Source organism: Streptomyces prunicolor NBRC 13075 (assembly GCF_000367365.1).
In the GTDB taxonomy this organism is placed as follows: Bacteria; Actinomycetota; Actinomycetes; order Streptomycetales; family Streptomycetaceae; genus Streptomyces; species Streptomyces prunicolor.
Window position 1 is genome coordinate 77557 of record NZ_BARF01000050.1, and the last position, 17358, is coordinate 94914.

Here is a 17358-nt window from a genome sequence, read left to right on the forward strand (position 1 = left end):
GCACCCGAACACGCGGACGCGCCCGGGCGCGGTGGCCGCAACGAGCGCGGCGGGGGGCGACCATGAGTGACACACCGGTGCCGATCCTGATGTACCACTCGATCGCCGCCGCCCCGAATGACGCCACCCGCGAACTGTCCGTCGCGCCCGAGGCATTCGCCGAGCAGCTGGCACTTCTCGGCGACCTGCACTTCACTCCTGTCAACACGGCTGATCTGGCCGCGAGTTGGCGCTCCGGCAAACCGCTGCCCGAGCGGCCGGTGCTGATCACCTTCGACGACGGCTACGAGGGTGTGCACCGGCACGCGCTGCCCGCGCTGGCCCAACACGGCTTCGCGTCCACCCTGTTCGTCTCCACCGGCTGGATCCGGGGCGCCCACGACACCGGCGGCGGCCTGGACACCATGCTCGACTGGGACCAGGTGCGTGAACTCGCGGGCGCGGACGTCGAGATCGGCGGCCACAGTCACACCCACCCGCAGCTCGACCAGCTCGACGACGACACCCTGCGCACGGAACTGGTCCGCTGCAAGGAGATCGTCGCCGACGAACTCGGCGCCGTACCCGTCTCGTTCGCGTATCCGTACGGCTACTCCAGCCGCCGGGTGCGCCAGGCGGTACGGGAGACCGGGTTCGCGCAGGCGCTCGCCGTCGGCAACGACCTCGCCCGGCGCCGACAGGGACCGTACGCGCTGCGGCGGGTAACCGTGCGCCGCAGTACGGGAGTCGAGGAGTTCGAGCGGCTCGTCGAGGGCCGTGCGATCGCCCGCAACTTCGCCAGGGACCGTGCCCTCACCCAGGGGTACGCCATGGTCCGCAGAGCTCGACAGGTCCGCCGGAAGGCCATCCGTTCCCGTGTCTGACACGACCACCACCCAGGACGCGGCGCCCGAGACCGAGGCGCCCCAGCAGACGGGGCGCCGACTGCGCCTGCCGGGAAGGAGCAAGTCCCCCGGCGGCAGCCCGCTGTTCCGCAACGCCTACGCCCTGATGCTCAACACCGGGATCTCCGCGGTGCTGGGGCTGGGCTACTGGCTGATCGCCGCCCACTACTACTCCCCGTCCGCGGTCGGCCAGGGTTCGGCGGCGATCGCCGCGATGAAGCTGCTGGCCGGGCTCACGGCGGTCACGCTCACCGGCGCCCTGGCCCGCTTCATCCCGGTCGCCGGACGCGCCACCGGGCGCCTCATCTTCCGTACATACGCGGGCAGTTCGATCGTCGTCGCGTGCGGGGCCGGGATCTTCCTGCTGACGCTGGACGACTGGGGACCCTCGTACCGCTTCCTGCACGGGCCGATCCCCGCGCTCGGCTTCGTCGTCGCGGTCGTCGCCTGGAACGTGCTCACACTCCAGGACGGGGTACTGACCGGGCTGCGCAACGCGCCCTGGGTGCCGGTGGGCAACACGGTGTTCTCCGCGGTGAAGTTGGCGCTGCTCGTCGCGCTGGCGTCGGTGCTCGCCGCGAGCGGTGTCTTCGTGTCCTGGGTCGCCGCGATCGCGTTCTCCGTGGTGCCGCTCGGCTGGCTGGTGTTCCGGCGGCTGGTGCCCCGGCACATCAAGGCGACCGAGGAGCACGCGAAGCCGCCGACTCTGCGGGAGATCGGCAGGTTCCTCGCCGGGGACTACACCGGCTCGCTGTTCTCGCTCGCCGTGGTCTATCTCGTGCCGGTGATCATCGCCTCGCAGGTCAGCTCCGAGGACAACGCGTACTTCTACATCACCACGACGATAGGCGGCACGGTCAACCTGCTCGCCATCAACATGGGCGCCTCGCTGACCGTCGAGGGCTCCCACGATCCGGCACGCCTGGCCGCCAACACCCGTGCGGCGATCAAGCGGATGGCCCGGATCATGCTGCCGATCTGCGGGCTGCTGTTCATCGGAGCGCCGTGGATCCTGGGCGTGTTCGGCGCGGGCTACGCGGACGCGGCGACGCCGCTGCTGCGCTGGTTCGCGGTGGGCGCGCTGCTGCGGGTCCTCATGGAGACGTACTTCGCGGTGCTGCGCGCGCAGAGCCGTACCGGTGGACTCGCCTGGCTGCAGGGCCTGTTGTGCGTCCTGGTGCTCGGTCTGACGCTGCTGCTGCTGCCCCGCATGGGCCTGACCGGCGCGGGCGTCGCCGAGATCTCCAGCCTCGCGGTGATCGTGGCGATCGCCGCGCCCAAGCTGTTCAAGACGCTCCGGGCGGCGCCGGCCGCGGAGTTGCCCGAGGACGCGGCACCGGACGGCGACCTCGCCGACCTGGGCGCGCGCGAGGTCCCGGCCACCGCATCGCGCCGTCGTGGCCCGGCCTGGGCGCTCGACTCCGACACCCTCGCGCTCGGCATCCACGTCGACTTCGACCACCTGGAACGCCGGCCCGACGTACGCCCGGGCCCCGGCACCCCGCCCACCGGCACGCCCATCGTGTCCGGCGAGCAGCGGCCGACCTGGGCGCTCGGCATCAAGCGGTCCGAGATCGTGGGCCTCCCGGTGGAGGAACGGGAACCCGGTTCGGAGTCCTCGGTGAGCCCGTCCGCCGAACCGGAGGTGGACGCGCCGTTCGAGCCCGCCAACGGCTCCGACCGGGTGGTCGTACCGGAGGAATCGCTCGTACGGGAACAGGCCCGGGAGGACGCGGCGGCGAAGGAGCGGAAGGCGCAGGAGTCCGAAGTGCCGCCGCCCGCACGGCCGTTGTCCCTGCGTGAGCGTCTGATGCCCACGCGCCCCGGTGTCGTCCTCGGCTGTCTGCTGGTCGCCGCGCTGCTCCTGTACTGGGTGCCCGCGGCGCGGCTCGGCGAGTCCGACCTGGACCGCATGGGCGGGCTGGGCCTGATCTCGGTGCTGCCGCTGCCCACGCTGGTCGGCGCCGCGCTGTTGATCGTGGTATTCGCCGCGCTGCTGTGGCTGGGCCGCGAGCACAAGGCGCTGCTGCTGATCACCCTGCTCGCGACGGTGGTCTCGCTGCACGCGCTGCCCGCGGTGATCGAGCCCGAGCCGCGTTTCCCGACGGCGTGGCAGCACCTCGGGTTCATCGACTACATCGACCGCACCGGGTCGGCCGTACCCGACCTGGACGCGCGCTGGAGCTGGCCGGGCTTCTTCGCGGTGGCCGCGTTCGTCGGCAAGGCGTGCGGGATCACCGACTGGACCGAGGTCATCCGCTGGTGGCCCACTGCCATCCAACTCGCCTATCTGGCACCGATGTTCCTGCTCGTGCGCTCGCTGCGGGCGAGCTGGCGGGCGAAGTGGACCGGCATCTGGATCTTCGTGCTCAGCGGCTGGGTCGGCCAGGACTACTTCTCCCCGCAGGGCTTCACGTTCCTCCTCTATCTGGCCTTCGTGGCGATCCTGTTGGTCTGGTTCCGGGCACCGCACGTCCTGTGGACGAGGATCCGGCCCGGCGAGGCGGAGGTCGAACCCACCGACCGGCGCCAACAGGCCGTCCTGCTCCTGGTGTTGATCGGTCTGTTCGCGGCGAGCGTCCCGGCCCACCAGCTCACGCCGTTCGTGATGCTGGGCGTGCTCACGGTCCTTGTCCTGATCGGCCGCTCCGAACTCCGCGGCCTGCCCATCCTGTTCGGGGTGCTGGTCGCGGTCTGGCTCGGCTTCATGGCGGAGCCGTACTGGTCCGGACACTTCAACGACCTGTTCGGCGGGGTCGGCGGCGTCGGCAGCAATGTCTCGACCTCCGTCTCCGGCCGTATCCAGGGCGGCAGTTCGACCCACAAGCTGGTCCTCTACACCCGCGTCCTGCTGGCCGGCGGCGTCATGGCCTTCGCCTGCTGGGGCTGGTGGCGCCGCCGCGACCACAAGTACCGCGAACGCTCCCTGCTCGTCCTCACCTTCGTCCCGTTCCTGGGCTTCGGCATGCAGTCCTACGGCGGCGAGATGGCGCTGCGCGTCTTCATGTTCGCGGTGCCGGGCGCGGCCCTGCTCGCGGGCCTCGCCCTCTTCCCGCGCACCGGCGCCACCGCCAAGGAGCGCGAGAAGGACCGGATGAGCCTCGCCCCGCTGGCCGCCCTGCTCGCCGGGCTGCTGCTCATGAGCGGCTTCCTGGTGGCCCGTTGGGGCAACGAGGGCTTCGAACGGGTGCGGCCCGGCGAGGTCGCCGCCATGAACTACGTGTACGCCCACGACAAGCCGACGGTACGGCTGCTGTGGCTGAGCGACGACACGGTCAACGACGTGACGCCGGCGATGCCGTGGGGCGCGAAGGACATGGAGCGGGTCAACTACGTTCCCACGCTGGCCCCTTCGGACCCCGTACTGGTGTCCGGTCTGGTCAAGGCGCTCAAGGACGCGGGCCCGAACTCGTATCTGATGCTCAACAAGAGCCAGGTCGTCTCGCTCCAGCTGGACGCGGGCTACTCGGCGGCCTGGGAGTCCCGGCTCATCCAGAACCTGGACAACCGGCAGGAGTTGAAGAAGGTCCTCGTCAACGCCGACGTGACCATGTACGCGCTGCGCGAGCAGCCGCCCGGCGCGGTCCCCAAGCCCGATCCCGGGCCGATCGGACCGCAGATCACCTGGACGCCGTGGTCGGTGGTCGGCGCGCTCGCCGCGCTCGCCCTGATCCTGATGCTGACGGCCCGCGAGGTCGTCCGGGTCGCGGTGCGGCCGAGTGTGCGTCAACTGCGATGGATGCAGAGCAGTTTCTGGTTCTCACTGCCCCTGCTGGCGGTGGTGCTGGCCTCGCTGGTGCAGCGGTTCCTGACGATGAAGTGACCGTGCGGCAGCGGAGTTCCGGGGTTCTACGGGGTCAAGTGGCTTATCGCGTAAGCCACTTGACCCCGTAGGCCGCCATGTCGAACCCCTTGCCGTCGACCTTCGCGCTGATCTGCCGGTCCAGGGTGTTCACGACCAGGATCGTCTTGTCGGTGGCGAGGACCCGAACGTTGGGCACGTCGTCGGCGGCGACCGACACGGTCTCGTACGTCGTGCCCGGCCCGAAGGCCGCGTCGAAGCGGGAGACCAGGTCGTACATGGGGAGTTGCTTCCCGCCGTCGGAGCTGTCGGTCGGCGTCCACAGGCAGCCCGCGCACTCCGTGCCCTTCTCCTCCTCCGGGTTCCAGTAGAAGGCGGAGGTGGCGCCGCCCTTGGCCATGGCGATCATGCCGGTGGCCTGGACGGCGACACGGTGGGTCTCGGACCAGCCCTTGCGGTCGTCGTTGCCGTCGGCGGGCTCTACGTAGTACTCGGCCCACCACAGCGGCAGATCGTGCGTCTGCTCACGGACCCACTTGCTGACAGCGGTGAGTTTGTCGGTGGCCCCGAACTCGTTCGGCAGCAGGTCGTCGTCGTTGGTGTAGCTGGAGCCGTCGACGACCACGAAGTCCGCGCCGACCTTGTTCTTGTTCCAGTAGTCGAAGGCGTCGATGATCCGCTGGTCCATCGCGCCCCAACTGCCCTTGAAGGTGCTGGAGGCGTTCGCGTCGCGCGGGTCCACGCTGTCCATCACGAGGTACGGACCGCCGACCATGATCTTCGGGTTGACCTTCTTCAGCGCCTTGTAGACCAGGTTGTAGAGCTGGGTGTAACCCTCGTAGTCCCAGCGCTGTTCGGCGTCGTTCCAGAAGCCCTTGAACTCGTTCCACACGATGAAGTGGGTGACGTCCGGATACCGCTTGGCGACCGTCGCGGCGAGCGCCGCGTAGTCCGCGTAGTGCTCGGGCTTCGGCGCCGTCTCCAACGAGGCCTGGCTCCAATTGGTGTTGTCGACACCGGACTTGCCGCCCTTCATCCAGTCCGGGGAGCAGCACAAAGTGATGACGGGGGTGCCGCCCGACTTGCGCATGAAGTCGACGCGGCGGTCCAGGGCGCCGAAGTCGTAACGCCCCTTCACCGGCTCGGGGTTGTCGGCGCCCCAGCCCATGATGGCCTGGTCCTGCGGAAGTTGGGACTTCGCCAGCAGCCCCTCGACGCGCTCGGTCGCGGTGTCGCTGCCCTCGTCGGCGCTGTACTGGGTGTGGGTGAAGCCCCAGCCGACCTCCGGCCGGTCCTCGTCGGGCGGGCTCGCCGGAGTGCCGTGCACCTTGTCGCCGTCGCGCGAGGTGCCCGTGGTGCTGCCGCCGCCGGGCAGCGTGTTGATCAGGGTCACGATCAGGGCCAGTGCGGCCACACCCACGCCGAGCAGCGCGGTGAGCCGCCACCGCAGTGCCCCCGAATTCCACCCATGACGTCCCATCAAGGGCAACAGTAACGTCGGTTCCGGGCGGTGGGGCAGGTCTCCGCGTGCACAGCCTTGTAACAGGAAGGAGGGGACACGCGGCGGACACAAGCAGGACACATCGGATGCATCGGGCGCACCTGACGGAGCCGACACTCGGGGGCGCACTGCGGAAAGCGGGTGCACGGGGCGTCCGTGTGCCGGATCATGGCCCCATGTCCGCTAACCCACACGACGCTCTGCCGATCAGGCTCAACGTCGACGACTCCGACTCCCCGTCCGACGTCGTCGACGCGCTGTTCCTCGGCCGCTTCGCGACGGGCGAGCAGCCGTACTCGCACGCGGCGAACATCGACCGCGTACGGTCCGGGGCGACCCTGCTCCCGCCGGGCGCCCGTGTGCTGCGCGCCGCCCGCGACGACGACCGCAGCGCGACGCTGGCCGAGGGCGACGGCTGGACCCTGCTGATCTCCCGCTGGAACCGGGGCGCCGACGTCACGGTCACGGCGACGACCGAGGAGCTCGCCGAGAAGGTCCTCGACCAGGCGACCGACGGCGCGGCCGACGAGCCCGAACCGCAGCCGGAGAACGTGACGATGGGGTTCTGGTACGTCTCCCCCAGGCGCGGCCCGCACCGGACGACCCGGCAGATCTCGGCGGGCACATGGGACGAGGTGCGCGCCAATTACACGCGTCCGGTGGCCGATGCGATGGACACCCTGATGAAGACGACCCCGGAGGACATCGCGGGCCGGCTGCTGTTGCTGCACGGCCCGCCGGGCACCGGCAAGACCTCGGCGCTGCGCACGCTGGCCCGTTCCTGGCGGGACTGGTGCCAGGTGGACTGTGTGCTGGACCCGGAGCGGCTGTTCAGCGACGTCGGCTATCTGATGGACATCGCGATCGGTGAGGACGACACGACAGGGAAAGGGCGTTGGCGGCTCCTCCTCCTTGAGGACTGCGACGAGTTGATCCGCGGCGAGGCGAAGCACACGGCGGGCCAGGCCCTGTCCCGCCTCCTGAACCTCACGGACGGCCTCCTCGGTCAGGGCCGCAACGTCCTGGTGGGCGTCACCACCAACGAGGACCTGGAGCGCCTCCACCCCGCCGTGGTCCGCCCCGGCCGCTGCCTGGCCCGTATCGAGGTCGGCGCGCTCACCCGCAAGGAGGCGGTGGACTGGCTCGGCACGGAGGAGGGCGTGGGCCGCGAGGGCGCGACCCTGGCGGAGCTGTACGCGCTGCGCCGGGGCACCCAGCCGACGTCGGTACCGGACCAACGGGAGGGCGCGGACGCGGGGTTGTACTTGTGACGCCACCGGCTGCGCTACGCCTCCTAGCCCGCCGGCAACCCATCCAATACGGCTGCCATTCATTTCCGCCGCAGCGGCGCTCAGCCGCAACGGCGCACAACGGCGGTGCCGAACTCCCCTCACCCCTCCCCGTAAGCCGCCCGCAGGGCATCCCGCACAGCCGCCACCGCATCCCCCTCCGCAAGCCCCAACCGCCGCGCCTTCTCCGCATATGCCTGCGCAGCCAACGACGCTTCACGCTCAGCCGCCGAGCCCGCGGCAGCGACAAACGTTCCGTTGCGTCCGCGCGTCTCGATCACTCCGTCCGCCTCCAGGGCCCGGTACGCCTTGGCGACGGTGTTGGCGGCGAGGCCGAGCGACTCGGCCAGCCCTCGTACGGTGGGCAGCCTGTAGCCGACCGGCAGTGCTCCGGACCGGGCCTGCTTCGAGATCTGGGCGCGGATCTGCTCGTACGGCGCCGCACTGTCATCGATGTGGATCTTCAAAGTCACGGCCCGATTGTCCCGCACTCCCCGGAAAATGAGAGGCACTCCGGCTCGGCTCCGCCGTAGCGTGCGACCCCATGACCGTGATCGTGCGCGACCTTCGCCCCGACGTCCGAGCCGACCTGGACAGCTTCGTCCAGGTCCGCCGCGTCGTCCTGCCCTTCATGGTGTTCACCCCGGAGTCCGTCGCCTTCGACATCGCCCACGCCCATCCGGAGGCCGCGCTGCGCAGGCTGGTCGCGGAGGAGGACGGCGAGATCATCGGCACGGCCCAGGTGGGCATCGCCTACGACAGCCCGGAGCCGGGCCAGGGCTTCGTCAACGTGCATGTGCACCCGGAGCACACCCGCCGGGGCGCGGGCGGACTCCTGGTCCGCACCGCCGAGGAACACCTGGCCGGCGCGAACGCCACCCGGCTCCACGCCTGGGTCCTGGACGACCCGGCCAACCGCGCCATCGCCGAACACTTCGGCTATACGGCGAGCCGTTCCGCGCGCTTCCTCCGCCTGGACCTGACGCACGGCACGCTGCCCCCGCTCCAGGATCCACCGCCGGACGTGGAGATCCGCCCGGGCTCGGACTTCGCCGCCGACCCGCGCCCCCTGTTCGCCCTGGACGCGGAGGCGTCGCGGGACGAACCCAGCGACATCGACACCGAGTTCAGCGACTACGAGGCCTGGCTGGACGAGACCTGGCGACACCCCCTGTTCAGCGCCGAGTTGACGTCCGTGGCCGTCGTCGACGGACGCCCGGCGGCCTTCAGCGCGGTCCGCGCGGACGGCGGCACGCGCTACTTCACCGCCATGACCGGCACCGCCCGCGCCCATCGCGGCCGGGGCCTCGCCAAGCTCGCCAAGAACGACTCCCTGCACCGCGCCCGCGCCGCCGGATACAAGGAGGCGTTCACGGGCAACGACGCCGGCAACGAGCCGATGCTCGCGATCAACAGATGGTTCGGCTACGAAATCTGCGCCGCGGAGGTGCGCTATGTCCGTGAACTCACCTGATCCCACCCGCCAGTTGGACGTCGTCCTCGTCAAGGCGGGCCGTACGAAGATCCGTTACGCGGCGGAACTGCTCTTCGACGACGGCGTCCGCCTCGCCGTCCGCGCCCCGTGGGCCGGTGACGGCGTCCGCGACTTCGGCTTCGTCCGGTTCGAGCGAGGCGACGTGTTCACCGAGTACTACTGGCGGGACCGGTGGTACGCGGTGAAGGAAGTCCGGGACAGCGCCGGGCAATTGAAGGGCTGGTACTGCGACATCACCCGCCCCCCCACGCTCTCCGGCGCCGAACTCGTCGTAGAGGACCTCGATCTGGACCTGTGGGTCTCCGCCGACGGGAGCGACGTACTGCGGCTGGACGAGGACGAGTTCGAGGAGAGCGGGCTGGCCGGGTCGGACCCCACGGCCGCGGCGGCAGCCGTGGGGGCGCTCGACGAGTTGGAGAGGCTGGCCCGTGCGGGCGGGTTCGACGCGCTGCTGGCATGACGTCCGGCGCGCTGTCGGTGTGACGGCGGGGCGGGCCGGGCTACGGCACGGCCACCACCGCGTACCGCTCGTCATCCACGGCCCTGCCCCACAGCAGCGGGTCGTCCGAGAGCCGCTCCACCCGCACGTGCCCGGCGTCGGACACCAGGGGTGCCAGGAGCTCCGTGAGACGGTCCGCGGGTATACCGGCCGGGCTGACCGTGCCCCACACACCCTCGACCAGCACGAGCCGCCCGCCGGGGCGCAGCAGCCCGCGCCAGTGCCGCAGGACCCGGGCCGGGTCGGGCAGGCTCCACAGCACATGCCGTACGAGGACGACGTCGAAGCGCTGCTCGCCCACCGGCGGCGCCGCCGCGTCACCGATGAGGAACGCCGCGTCACGGCCGGCCAGCTTCGCGCGGGCGAGGTCGATCATCGCCGGGGAGAGGTCGACGCCGGTGACGTGGTGCCCCTGCTCGGCCGCGAGGAGCGAGAGGCTGCCGGTGCCGCAGCCGAGGTCGAGGATGTCGGCGGGGCCGGCGGGCAGCCAGCCGCGCAGCCGGTCGGCCCAGGCCCGCCGGATCTCCGGGTCGCGCAGGCCGTGATCAGGCTCTTCGTCGAAGGCGGCGGCCTCCGCGTCCCAGTCGTAGTTCGCTACAGGTTCACTCATGCGCCCAGCGTGACACCCGCCACTGACAGTCCCATCGTGACAGCGACCACAGACAGATCCCCGCCGATGAGTCACCCTCCCGGGAACGGTCCACCCCGCGAGAACACGAACCCCGGGTGGACACAAGGAGGCAGCCATGCGCCGCGTGACCGTGCAGAAGCCCCTGAGGAAGTCGGACACCCGTCGGGTACGGGACGAGACCGACGAGCGCCCTGTAGAGCGCCCCGAGGTCCGAAAGGACATCGCCCGCACGTGGTGGCCGGACGGCTGAGCCCGACCTGCCGCCTGTCTGCCGCGGTCAGTGCAGCCGCTTCCGGTAGTGGACGCGGTCGTACGGCCCGTCCGTGCGCCGCTCCACGACCTCGTACCCGAGCCTCGGGTAGATCTCCTGGTTCTCCCACATCAGCGCGTTGGTGTAGAGCCTGACTTCCGGCAGGCCGAGCGCACGCGCGCGTGCGTCCACGAAATCCAGGAGCAGCCGCCCCACGCCCCTGCCGTGCGCCTCGGGGTGGACGGCGATGCTGTCGAGGAACAGGTGATCCTCACGCTCCTCGATCACCACCAGCCCGATCACGGGCTCCCCCGTGACGTACACGCGCCCGGCGACCACATTCGCCATGTGGTCCGCCTCCATGGGCTGCGGCACCACACCGATGCGCGGAATGTAGTGGCGGTACGCCATGTCGGTCACGGCCTTCACGGCGGGCACATCAGCGACGACGGCGACGCGAACCCCGTCCCGTCCACCCATCTGCACCACATCCCTCTCCGCGCTCACCGAACCATCCCTCCCTGAGCCCTCAGTTAGCCCTGCCTTAACGCCACCATAAGGATCTCCCTCCCCCGTCTCCAGCAGGCGATTTCGCGGTTTCCAGGGGCTAGCTTCTGATCACCCCCACGGGATCCGTCCCCCGCGCCGCGCACCGTCCGAGGAGTTGGAGTTCCGCCATGCCCGCACGCCGTAAGGCCGCCGCTGTCGCCGTCCTCGGTCTGACCCCGCTCGCGCTGACCGCGCTCGGCGCGGCGCCCGCGGTGGCGCACGGTTCGATGGGCGACCCGGTCAGCAGGGTCGCGCAGTGCTACGCGGAGGGGCCGGAGAGCCCGAAGTCGGACGCGTGCAAGGCGGCGGTCGCGGCCGGGGGCACGCAGGCGCTCTACGACTGGAACGGCATCCGGATCGGCGACGCGAGCGGACAGCACCAGACGCTGATCCCGGACGGCAAGCTGTGCAGCGCGAACAACGAGGAGTTCAAGGGCCTCGACCTGGCCCGCGCCGACTGGCCGGCGACGAGCGTGAGCAGCGGCTCGTACACCTTCAAGTACCGCGTGACCGCCCCGCACAAGGGCACCTTCAAGGTGTACATCACCAAGTCCGGCTACGACCCCGCGCAGCCGCTCGCCTGGGCGGACCTGGACCTGGAGCACCCGGTCGCGACCTCCACCGACCCGGTCGCCTCGGGCGGTTTCTACACCTTCTCCGGCACCCTGCCGCAACGCTCCGGCAAACAACTCCTGTACGCGATCTGGCAGCGCTCGGACAGCCCGGAGGCGTTCTACTCCTGCTCGGACGTCAGCTTCGGCGGCAGCGGTAACGCCGGCGGCAGCGGCACGGGGGCCAACGGCGGTGGTACGGCGGGGAGTTCGAGGGGCAGTTCAACGCCCACCCCGGCCGCTCCGACGACTCCGGCACCCACCGCCTCCGCGCCCTCCAGCCAACAGATCGCGGCCGGCGCCGACAAGTCGACCGTCGAGCACCACGGCCACGGGGACGCGGACGCGAGCACCTCGGCGGAGCCGGTCGCCGCGACGAACCAGCCGATCACCGAGGCCAACGAGCCGCAGACGGCGGGGAGTTCGAAGAACCTCGCCGAGACCGGCGCCAACAACAGCTCGCCGTATCTCATCGTGGGCGGCGCCGCCTCCCTGGCGCTCGGCGCCGCGGCCCTGTTCGCCTCGGTCCGCCGGCGCGCGACCAACGGCGGTGGACGGCACGGCCGTTAGTACGGCTGTGCAGGGGGCGGGGCCTGTCCGGCGGCTCAGGTCGGACAGGCCCCGCGGTGTGCGTACGGTCAACTGAGCGCCGACAGGCAGTTGGTGGTAGTGGCGTGTGCCGGATCGAGGGCGTTGGCGACCTCGTGGAAGGCGATCCGGTCGGTGAGCCCGAGCAGGGCGTGCTCGGAGAGATCGACTGAACACAGGTTCTGGATCAGCACGTTGTGCACGTCGGACCCACTCAGGAACTGACTCGTGTAGGACGTGACGACCTCGTCGTACCTGGTGGCGATGACCGTGTAGTGGACGCCGGGGACGGTGTCGCCGCCCGCGTTCAGCTTGGTGAGGAAGGCCGAGCCGGCGACCTGGTCGGCGAGGGCGGGAGCGGCCGAGGCGATCACGTCCTCGGCGCCCGGGAAGTACGGCAGGAGTTTGGTGAGGCCGTCCAGGGTGGTGCCGTGGTTGTCGGGCGCGATACCGACGAAGGTGTCCACCTTGGCGGCGCCGCCGAGGAACTTGAGGTAGTAGCGGGGCATCATGCCGCCCTGCGAGTGCCCGACGAGGTCGACCTTGGCGGCGCCGGTCGCGGCGAGCACCTTGTCGACGTAGACCTGGAGCTGTGCCGCCGACTCGTCGATGGGGCCGAGGCCGTATACGAGGGGGACGCCGGGGAGTTGGCCGTAGTCGAGGGAGAAGACGCAGTAGCCGCGGGCCTCCAGGTAGGGCGCGAGGGCCAGCCAGTTGTCGGTGCCGTTGGCGAAGGTGCCGTGTACGAGGACGACGGGGTCGGGGTGGGCGGCGGAGGGCTCACAGCTGTAGTCGTTCCAACCGGTGCTGGACGCGGTCGACGCCTGGGCGGTGGCGGCGGGTACGGCGACGGCCGCGGCGGTCAGCAGCAGTGCGGTCAGGGGTCTGAGCACTCGTTTCCAGGGCAGCATCGTGTGATCTCCTTGCGGCTCAAGGGAGTTGCGACGGCCTTACGCCCTGTGATCCGGATCACAAGAATGCTGTTCACTCGTCAAGTTACGAGCGAGTAGGTGAAGTGTGAAGTTACGCGTCAGTAAAAACTTCCAGCGATAGCCAGTCACCAGGCGGGCCTGAAGGGACCGTAGGGCGCAATTCGCCGCAAACGGTCACACAACACGCGCACTTCACCCTCACCCAGCAGTTCGATCCAGGGCTGCACGGCCTCCAGCGCCGCTTCCTCCGCGGCTCGCGTGCAGGCCCAGCCCAACTCCGTGAGCACGACCAGCCGAGCGCGCGCGTCACCGGGGTGCGGACGGCGCTCGACGTACCCCTTGCGCACGAGTTCGTCGACGAGCTGACTCGCGGCCTGCTTGGTGATGCCGAGGTGCGCGGCGAGATCGGTAGCCGTCGCACCGTCCGGCGCGAGCCGCGCGAACGCGAAGCCGTACGCCGGACGCCCCTCGAACCCACGGGCCACGACCCCGTCGTTGATGCGCTTCGTCAGGTCACCCGCGGCGGCGAGCAGGGCGGCGGTCAGGGCGATGGCCTCGGAGTTCTCCACGACGGCATTGAAACACCCTTGACGAACCGGTCAAGCTGCTTGACCATGTTGGCTCATATGGTCAAGCAGCTTGACCATCCAAGCGTCCGGCCACCCGGCCGTCCGGCCGTCCATTTCTGGAGGCAGCCATGCCCGTCGTCCACCCGTCCGACGCCGTCGTCCACGAGATCCACGGCGCCCGCTTCGTCTCGTACGCCCACCCCTCCACCGGCAGCAAGGAACTGTGCGCCTGGCGCGGCGAGATCCCCGCCGGCACCAAAGCCACCCTGCACACCGTCAACCGCGAGGAGATCCTGCACATCCTCGAAGGCGAGCTGGTGATCACGCTCGACGGCCGCACCGAGCGGGTCGGCGCGGGTGACACGCTGATCATCAACCCCGGCGCGACCTTCGGCGCCGAGAACCCCACCGACCGGACCGCGGTCACCTGGGTCACCACGACCATCGGCCTGGAGGCGGAGCTGGCGGACGGCACGCGCGTCGTCGCACCGTGGGCCAACTGACGTACGGACAAGGGGCCTTGGTCACATGCGGACGAGAGGCGCGCTCGGTTCGCCGCTCTCGGGGCGGCCCTTGTGGAACGTGAGGGCCGCGATCACGGCGCCGGTGACGAAGAGGCCGGCCGACCACCAGTAGGCGGTGGAGTAGCTGTGCAGCTGGGCCTGGGCCACGGTGGCCCGGGTGGATGACCTGCCGACGAGGTAGGCGGTCGCGGCGCTCGCGGCGAGGGTGTTGAGCAGGGCGGTGCCGATGGCGCCGCCGACCTGCTGCATCGTGTTGACCGCCGCGGAGGCGACCCCCGCGTCCTCGACCCCGACCCCGTGGATGGACAAGCTCATGGCGGGCGGCAGTGACAGGCCGATGCCGGAACCGATCAGGAGCAGTCCGGGCAGCACACCGGCGGCGTAGCCGCCGCCCACCACGAGCGTCGCCGCCTGGCACCGGAAGCCGTCCTGGTACGCGGTCTCGAAGGACGACCGCACCATCGACCCCGACCTGGAGCGCTTCATGGCCCACCGTATGAACGCCACGACCATCGAGGTCGACTCCGGCCACCTGTCGCTCGTGACGCACCCGGAAGCGATCACCGGGCTCATCCTGCGCGCCGCGGCGAACAGTTGACGCCCCTGCGCCCCTGCGCCCATGCCCCCAACACCCCGGTCGGCACGACGTTCCCGTTCCGTAAGGTTTTCGACCGCCCCAGCCGCACCGAACGGGACGAAGCTGAGCGATGAACGCGGACGGGTGCCGTCCGCGTGACGTATCGGTGCGGGGAATGGAGTGACCATGGTGGTCCGTGGTGTCGGCGGGATCATCCTCGTCGTGCTCGGCGCGGTCTGGATCGCGCAGGGTGTCGGCGCGATGAACGGCTCGGCCATGTCCGGCCACGGCCAGTACGCGGTACTGGGCGTGGTGGTCGTGCTGATCGGGCTCTTCCTGCTGCTGCGGGCCTGGCGGGTGCGGAAGAACCCCGACCTGCACCAACGCCCTTGAGCGCAGGGACGGTTGTGGCCGGAAGAGGTCAGTCGGCCAGCTCCGCCGGGCGTACCGCCTCCGGTCCGAAGCGTCGCCGGGCACGGTCCGCGGCGGCTTCGACCGCGCGGGCGCGCGCGTCTGCCGGATCCATGGAGAGCTGACGGTAGGCACTGCCGGCCGACCGCAGCTCGTCGGCACGGAGCACGAAGGCGCGGACACGGGCGCGTTGCAGTCCGAGGGAGGTCAACAGGCCCAGGGCGGTGGCGTCGCCGACGCGCAAGGGGCACAGGTCTCGGCGGATGCGGACCTGGTCGGCGATGACGGCGGTATCCTCGGCGTCCGGTTTTGTCTTCGCCGTGGTAGCTCTCGGAGGCGCGCGGTGGATGGCCCGGCCGGATATGCAGTGCACCGGCTGGCCATGGTTGAGGAGGGTCGCGATGGCCAGCGCGGCTCCGCCGTCGGCCAAGTCCATTACGTCGGCGAGGAGTTCGAGGAGTTCGGGTTCGTCGTTGGCGACGCAGTGGTGATGGGTCTTGCCTGCGTCGATGCCGGCCCATATCGCGGCCATGTGGTGCCTCCGTGCAGGGGTGTTGCTGGTGCCGGCCACGGACGGCCTCGCTGTCGATTCCCTACCGAGCGATCATTCGCAATTCCCAATTGGCAGCCGAGTCGTCGTGGGGCGCCGAACGGCCAATCACTGAGCTTCTTCGAGTTGACCACCGATCAGGTGACGGTCCACGAAGCGCGACGAGCGAGGCCCCCGGGCTGTTGATCGAGGTGTCTGACGTCTCAACCACGCTGCTCGGGGGCCTCGTTGGTCATCCGTCCTGCCGCACTCGACCTGCCTCATGCGCTCGTGGAGTGGGGCACCATGCTCATCGTCACCCGGCGAGGTGACCGCCGCTGTTACTTCCCACCGCACCATCGTGCCCTGGTCGCACCGGTCCAGCTGCTCCGGCACACCACCCTCACGCAGATCGCGGTCGGCTTCGGCATCTCCGTCGGCACCGCCCACGCCTGCACCACGGCCGTCATCGACCTGTTCGCCGACCGTGCGCCCGGGCTGCTGCGCGCCCTGCGCCGTCCCCCTGCGAAGCCGCGAAGGAAAAGCCCCAGGGCACATCAATTCTGCCAGCTGTGTGGGGCGCAGAAGCCCAGATTTCGATCCAGACGGCGCCAACTGGCCTTGGTGGACCGAGGATTGGCCGGGGCTCGTATGAACTGTCGGGCTGCACAAGCGATCAAGACCGTGGTGATCGCCGCAAGCTCCTCGGGTTGAGCGTGGCCCTTCTCAACACGAAAGAAGTGGCCCTCAGAAAGTGGCATGAAGATCGGCCTCCGCCTTCTTCGCCTGACTCTTCAAGGGAATGAAGTGCCGCAGCGGGTTGCCGTGCATTCGCGGAATTACCGGCCTCCACCGGGTCCCACCAATCCTGTTCGGCAACCCGCCATGGAGTCATCGATTCTCGGTGCCTCGATCCTCAGTTCCCCTGTTCGGCCCACCGAGACCGCTGCCGGAGCCGGCAGAGAATGCCTTTCGGTCGTTCAGCCGAGGGAAGGGTTCATCGGGGACAGGCACGTCGAGAAAGTCGCACAACGGACCCCATCCCTGACTGATTTCGAAGACGAGCAATCGACTGGCCGATATTTCCCGGCATACCGCATCATTGTGCTCGGCAAATACTTTCTTGGCGTGCTCTTCGTCGGCGAACCGGCCATCGAAGATTCCCTCCCAGACGACCGAATTCGTCAGATTCTTGATCCGTGTGAGCCGAACGTCTTCCTGGGCCTTACGGGGCGGCTGGGCCAACACGCCTTGATAGATGCTGTTGAAAACGCTTTCGTACCAGCGTTGCGGGTCACGGGTGGTGAGGATGACCTTGGCCGACGGGTAGAAGTCGGCAAGTTCCCGCCAGAACCGAGATCCCGGCCAATCCACCGTGGACCTGTACGGGCCGTAGATCTCTTGCCAGTCGACGCCCTCCCCGCGGGCAGCACGCTCCCAATGCGAGATGGTCTCTTGGTGACTGAATACCTCCTGCATGTGATGACAAGGTCCACAGCCGAGACGCTCAAGTGCAGCTTTAAGGGAAAGCGTTCCCGTGCGGCCGAATCCAGCACCGATGATTTCGAGCATCTATACCTCACAGGTAGGAACAACAGAAGGCGGGCGACACAGAGGAAATCGAGCCGAATGAGGTCGCATCCCGACGAATACTTCAGACGCGATTACGACGGAAGGAACAGATCGTGGGTCAGATTCAGGAACTCACCGACCAGAT

General features: G+C 69.5%; 18 protein-coding genes and 3 pseudogenes. 11 read left to right on the forward strand and 10 right to left on the reverse strand.

Annotated elements, in window-relative coordinates:
- Positions 1–62 precede the first annotated feature (62 nt).
- Both SPR02S_RS22365 and SPR02S_RS22370 read left to right on the forward strand, forming a co-directional pair.
- Positions 63–863: a polysaccharide deacetylase family protein gene (locus SPR02S_RS22365; RefSeq protein WP_026150773.1), complete on the forward strand. Its 801-nt coding sequence runs from the start codon at positions 63–65 to the stop codon at positions 861–863.
- The gene (locus tag SPR02S_RS22370; RefSeq protein WP_019059233.1) at positions 856–4707 is read left to right on the forward strand and encodes a lipopolysaccharide biosynthesis protein; all 3852 of its coding nucleotides are present in this window, start codon (positions 856–858) and stop codon (positions 4705–4707) included. The genes SPR02S_RS22365 and SPR02S_RS22370 overlap by 8 nt, the downstream gene beginning before the upstream one ends.
- 43 nt (positions 4708–4750) lie before the next feature.
- Here SPR02S_RS22370 and SPR02S_RS22375 read toward each other — a convergent pair whose 3' ends face one another.
- Positions 4751–6166, reverse strand: coding sequence for a GH39 family glycosyl hydrolase (locus SPR02S_RS22375; RefSeq protein ID WP_019059234.1), 1416 nt, complete (start codon positions 6164–6166; stop codon positions 4751–4753).
- 197 nt (positions 6167–6363) lie between these two features.
- On the opposite strand from SPR02S_RS22375, the gene SPR02S_RS22380 reads away from it, so the two are divergent.
- Entirely contained in the window at positions 6364–7458 is a 1095-nt protein-coding gene (locus SPR02S_RS22380) for a DUF5925 domain-containing protein (RefSeq protein WP_019059235.1), read from the forward strand.
- A gap of 119 nt (positions 7459–7577) precedes the next feature.
- Here the strand turns inward: SPR02S_RS22380 and SPR02S_RS22385 are convergent, their stop codons facing one another.
- Complete coding sequence (locus tag SPR02S_RS22385) at positions 7578–7949, reverse strand: GntR family transcriptional regulator (RefSeq protein WP_026150774.1); 372 nt, start codon at positions 7947–7949, stop codon at positions 7578–7580.
- 71 nt (positions 7950–8020) lie between these two features.
- Here SPR02S_RS22385 and SPR02S_RS22390 point away from each other — a divergent pair, with 71 nt between their 5' ends.
- Positions 8021–8950 (forward strand): GNAT family N-acetyltransferase, encoded by a 930-nt coding sequence (locus SPR02S_RS22390; RefSeq protein WP_019059237.1) that lies wholly within the window; start codon positions 8021–8023, stop codon positions 8948–8950.
- Positions 8931–9431, forward strand: coding sequence for a ribonuclease FAU-1 family protein (locus tag SPR02S_RS22395; protein ID WP_026150802.1), 501 nt, complete (start codon positions 8931–8933; stop codon positions 9429–9431). Before SPR02S_RS22390 ends, SPR02S_RS22395 begins: the two co-directional genes overlap by 20 nt.
- 40 nt (positions 9432–9471) lie before the next feature.
- On the opposite strand, the gene SPR02S_RS22400 is transcribed toward SPR02S_RS22395, so the two are convergent.
- The gene (locus SPR02S_RS22400; RefSeq protein ID WP_019059239.1) at positions 9472–10080 is read right to left on the reverse strand and encodes a class I SAM-dependent methyltransferase; all 609 of its coding nucleotides are present in this window, start codon (positions 10078–10080) and stop codon (positions 9472–9474) included.
- Between the two features lie 136 nt (positions 10081–10216).
- Between SPR02S_RS22400 and SPR02S_RS65730 the strand changes: the two genes are divergently transcribed.
- Positions 10217–10351, forward strand: a complete 135-nt coding sequence (locus SPR02S_RS65730; protein WP_019059240.1) for a hypothetical protein — start codon at positions 10217–10219, stop codon at positions 10349–10351.
- A 27-nt stretch (positions 10352–10378) separates the two neighbouring features.
- On the opposite strand, the gene SPR02S_RS22410 is transcribed toward SPR02S_RS65730, so the two are convergent.
- Positions 10379–10831, reverse strand: a complete 453-nt coding sequence (locus SPR02S_RS22410; RefSeq protein WP_026150775.1) for a GNAT family N-acetyltransferase — start codon at positions 10829–10831, stop codon at positions 10379–10381.
- A 197-nt stretch (positions 10832–11028) separates the two neighbouring features.
- Between SPR02S_RS22410 and SPR02S_RS22415 the strand changes: the two genes are divergently transcribed.
- Positions 11029–12081 (forward strand): lytic polysaccharide monooxygenase auxiliary activity family 9 protein, encoded by a 1053-nt coding sequence (locus tag SPR02S_RS22415; RefSeq protein ID WP_019059242.1) that lies wholly within the window; start codon positions 11029–11031, stop codon positions 12079–12081.
- A 68-nt stretch (positions 12082–12149) separates the two neighbouring features.
- Here SPR02S_RS22415 and SPR02S_RS22420 read toward each other — a convergent pair whose 3' ends face one another.
- Both SPR02S_RS22420 and SPR02S_RS22425 read right to left on the reverse strand, forming a co-directional pair.
- Positions 12150–13010, reverse strand: coding sequence for an esterase/lipase family protein (locus SPR02S_RS22420; protein WP_019059243.1), 861 nt, complete (start codon positions 13008–13010; stop codon positions 12150–12152).
- A gap of 146 nt (positions 13011–13156) precedes the next feature.
- Positions 13157–13600, reverse strand: a complete 444-nt coding sequence (locus SPR02S_RS22425) for a MarR family winged helix-turn-helix transcriptional regulator (RefSeq protein ID WP_019059244.1) — start codon at positions 13598–13600, stop codon at positions 13157–13159.
- 128 nt (positions 13601–13728) lie between these two features.
- Here SPR02S_RS22425 and SPR02S_RS22430 point away from each other — a divergent pair, with 128 nt between their 5' ends.
- The gene (locus SPR02S_RS22430) at positions 13729–14103 is read left to right on the forward strand and encodes a cupin domain-containing protein (RefSeq protein WP_019059245.1); all 375 of its coding nucleotides are present in this window, start codon (positions 13729–13731) and stop codon (positions 14101–14103) included.
- Between the two features lie 21 nt (positions 14104–14124).
- On the opposite strand, the pseudogene SPR02S_RS22435 reads toward SPR02S_RS22430, so the two are convergent.
- Positions 14125–14517 (reverse strand): annotated as a pseudogene (locus tag SPR02S_RS22435) (MFS transporter); the annotation flags it as partial.
- 64 nt (positions 14518–14581) lie between these two features.
- On the opposite strand from SPR02S_RS22435, the pseudogene SPR02S_RS66165 reads away from it, so the two are divergent.
- Positions 14582–14722 (forward strand): annotated as a pseudogene (locus SPR02S_RS66165) (alpha/beta fold hydrolase); the annotation flags it as partial.
- A gap of 165 nt (positions 14723–14887) precedes the next feature.
- Complete coding sequence (locus tag SPR02S_RS22445) at positions 14888–15094, forward strand: hypothetical protein (protein ID WP_019059248.1); 207 nt, start codon at positions 14888–14890, stop codon at positions 15092–15094.
- Between the two features lie 28 nt (positions 15095–15122).
- Here SPR02S_RS22445 and SPR02S_RS65735 read toward each other — a convergent pair whose 3' ends face one another.
- Positions 15123–15644, reverse strand: coding sequence for an IS110 family transposase (locus SPR02S_RS65735; protein WP_026150776.1), 522 nt, complete (start codon positions 15642–15644; stop codon positions 15123–15125).
- Positions 15645–15890: 246 nt separating this feature from the next.
- Here SPR02S_RS65735 and SPR02S_RS60370 point away from each other — a divergent pair.
- A pseudogene (locus SPR02S_RS60370) lies at positions 15891–16157 on the forward strand (transposase family protein); the annotation flags it as partial.
- 41 nt (positions 16158–16198) lie between these two features.
- Here the strand turns inward: SPR02S_RS60370 and SPR02S_RS60375 are convergent.
- Both SPR02S_RS60375 and SPR02S_RS56100 read right to left on the reverse strand, forming a co-directional pair.
- Positions 16199–16402, reverse strand: coding sequence for an acyl-CoA carboxylase subunit epsilon (locus tag SPR02S_RS60375; RefSeq protein ID WP_078622963.1), 204 nt, complete (start codon positions 16400–16402; stop codon positions 16199–16201).
- Between the two features lie 130 nt (positions 16403–16532).
- Positions 16533–17213 (reverse strand): sulfotransferase family protein, encoded by a 681-nt coding sequence (locus SPR02S_RS56100; protein WP_158697851.1) that lies wholly within the window; start codon positions 17211–17213, stop codon positions 16533–16535.
- Between the last annotated feature and the right edge of the window lie 145 nt (positions 17214–17358).

Excerpts from the sequence above, each read along its gene's own strand:
- SPR02S_RS22445 (WP_019059248.1), top strand. The coding sequence starts at position 14,888 with ATGGTGGTCCGTGGTGTCGGCGGGATCATCCTCGTCGTGCTCGGCGCG.
- SPR02S_RS22410 (WP_026150775.1), bottom strand. The coding sequence starts at position 10,831 with ATGGGTGGACGGGACGGGGTTCGCGTCGCCGTCGTCGCTGATGTGCCC.
- SPR02S_RS65735 (WP_026150776.1), bottom strand. The coding sequence starts at position 15,644 with ATGGCCGCGATATGGGCCGGCATCGACGCAGGCAAGACCCATCACCAC.
- SPR02S_RS22430 (WP_019059245.1), top strand. The coding sequence starts at position 13,729 with ATGCCCGTCGTCCACCCGTCCGACGCCGTCGTCCACGAGATCCACGGC.
- SPR02S_RS22420 (WP_019059243.1), bottom strand. The coding sequence starts at position 13,010 with ATGCTGCCCTGGAAACGAGTGCTCAGACCCCTGACCGCACTGCTGCTG.
- SPR02S_RS22400 (WP_019059239.1), bottom strand. The coding sequence starts at position 10,080 with ATGAGTGAACCTGTAGCGAACTACGACTGGGACGCGGAGGCCGCCGCC.
- SPR02S_RS22415 (WP_019059242.1), top strand. The coding sequence starts at position 11,029 with ATGCCCGCACGCCGTAAGGCCGCCGCTGTCGCCGTCCTCGGTCTGACC.
- SPR02S_RS22380 (WP_019059235.1), top strand. The coding sequence starts at position 6,364 with ATGTCCGCTAACCCACACGACGCTCTGCCGATCAGGCTCAACGTCGAC.
- SPR02S_RS22375 (WP_019059234.1), bottom strand. The coding sequence starts at position 6,166 with ATGGGACGTCATGGGTGGAATTCGGGGGCACTGCGGTGGCGGCTCACC.
- SPR02S_RS22390 (WP_019059237.1), top strand. The coding sequence starts at position 8,021 with ATGACCGTGATCGTGCGCGACCTTCGCCCCGACGTCCGAGCCGACCTG.
- SPR02S_RS60375 (WP_078622963.1), bottom strand. The coding sequence starts at position 16,402 with ATGCCACTTTCTGAGGGCCACTTCTTTCGTGTTGAGAAGGGCCACGCT.
- SPR02S_RS56100 (WP_158697851.1), bottom strand. The coding sequence starts at position 17,213 with ATGCTCGAAATCATCGGTGCTGGATTCGGCCGCACGGGAACGCTTTCC.
- SPR02S_RS65730 (WP_019059240.1), top strand. The coding sequence starts at position 10,217 with ATGCGCCGCGTGACCGTGCAGAAGCCCCTGAGGAAGTCGGACACCCGT.
- SPR02S_RS22395 (WP_026150802.1), top strand. The coding sequence starts at position 8,931 with ATGTCCGTGAACTCACCTGATCCCACCCGCCAGTTGGACGTCGTCCTC.
- SPR02S_RS22365 (WP_026150773.1), top strand. The coding sequence starts at position 63 with ATGAGTGACACACCGGTGCCGATCCTGATGTACCACTCGATCGCCGCC.